The organism is Nonlabens sp. (genome assembly GCF_965660805.1).
In the GTDB taxonomy this organism is placed as follows: domain Bacteria; phylum Bacteroidota; class Bacteroidia; order Flavobacteriales; family Flavobacteriaceae; genus Nonlabens.
The window spans coordinates 1-1,523 of the sequence record NZ_CBFIBE010000081.1 but is presented as its reverse complement, the minus strand read 5'-3'; the positions used below and the strand labels follow the sequence as shown (position 1 = coordinate 1,523).

Annotated in this window: 1 protein-coding gene; it reads right to left on the bottom strand. The window is 33.3% G+C overall.

Annotated features, from left to right (window positions below):
* Positions 1-51: 51 nt before the first annotated feature.
* A partial coding sequence (locus tag ACTF48_RS10970) for a S8 family serine peptidase (RefSeq protein ID WP_438963201.1) occupies positions 52-1,523 on the bottom strand: 1,472 nt, incomplete at its 5' end.

Sequence of the window (1,523 nt, the reverse complement as noted above, 5' to 3'; positions counted from 1 at the left end):
AACTTACCGAATCTATTTTCTCCTTCAACCCTGAATAATTATGAACAATTTTTACTTCTTGCTTGAAACCTCATCAGCCATAAGAAGTGCATTGTACGCGTTGAGTACTTTACCTGATTTAGATAGTTCATTAAACGGTGTCATCTTATCTGGGTCATCTATGGTAGGTGTTGCTACTGGAATGGTGTATTCTATTCCAGAATCCATTAAAATATGCTTTACTTGTGATGCCGTAAGATCTGGATAATACGAACGCACTAATGCGGCTACACCAGAGGTGATGGCAGTTGACAAAGAAGTACCACTATCAAAATCATATTCATTGTTTGGTAAAGTAGTAAAGACATCTTCTCCTGGAGCAAATAAATCAACATGACGGTTACCATAATTTGAAAAATAGGATAAAAATGACTTGCCAATTTTCTGGGAACTTGAGCCTACCATTAGAAAATTGTCCGATATTTCACCTTCTTCATTTCCATAGTCATTTGGAAAAGTTCTATTATCGGTTTCATTTAAATCTACGGCTGCATTACCGGATGATGTAACAATTAAAACATCATTTAGTGCAGCAAAATTAATAGCGTCCAAAACCCAATCTTCATGTAAAGAAAAATCTTTTCCTAAACTCATATTGATGATATGAGCTCCGTTATCGACTGCATACCTGATGGCAAGGGCGATATCTTTATCATGCTCATCACCATTAGAGGAAATAGGAATTGGCATTAACCTCAATTTAGATTTTAACGCCTTATCGCTAGGAGTAACAGTTTTTAGTATTAGGCCAGCTATTTTTGTGCCATGGTAAAGCGCTTCTGAATTATTATTTATTACAGGTGTTCCATAATTTTTATATGTAATATCTTCGGGATAAGAGTCTATTTTTAATCGATCGACATATTCGATATTATTGGTTTTTAATCTTATAGAATCCAATTGGTTTTGATAATTATTTACCCAATTTACAGACATATCATATTTAGTCCAGTCTGCAAGAAAGTAGGCATGCTTTGCAAAGGTTTTATCACTTTCCTTATATAAATTATAAAGACTGTCCAAATCTGAAATCGAATAATCTTCTTTTGGATAAATTTCTTTTAAAGCTTTTATTGCAGCTGGGTAGCCGGTTCTTAAAAACTCAACATACTTATAATTTGATTGCGCTGCTTTTATTTTTGCCGCATGATCTTTTTGAGCAGCTATGTATAGTTCATAATCGGCCCATCTGCTAACGCTAATATCTTCTTTTTCTTTCCCTTTAAACTCATCTTTGAATTTTTGAATAATTCTAACACATTCATAATTTGAGTAAATGATATTGTAGCCATCTAGGTTTCCTATAAAATTCCAACCTTGAATATCGTCTACATATCCATTATTGTCATCATCTTTTCCGTTATTCGGGACTTCATCGTCATTAATCCAAAAGTTACTTTTTAAATTCTTGTGTTTGATGTCAATTTCAGTATCTATAACAGCGACAATAACTTGCCTAGATTTCTTTGTAATTAGCAAACTAT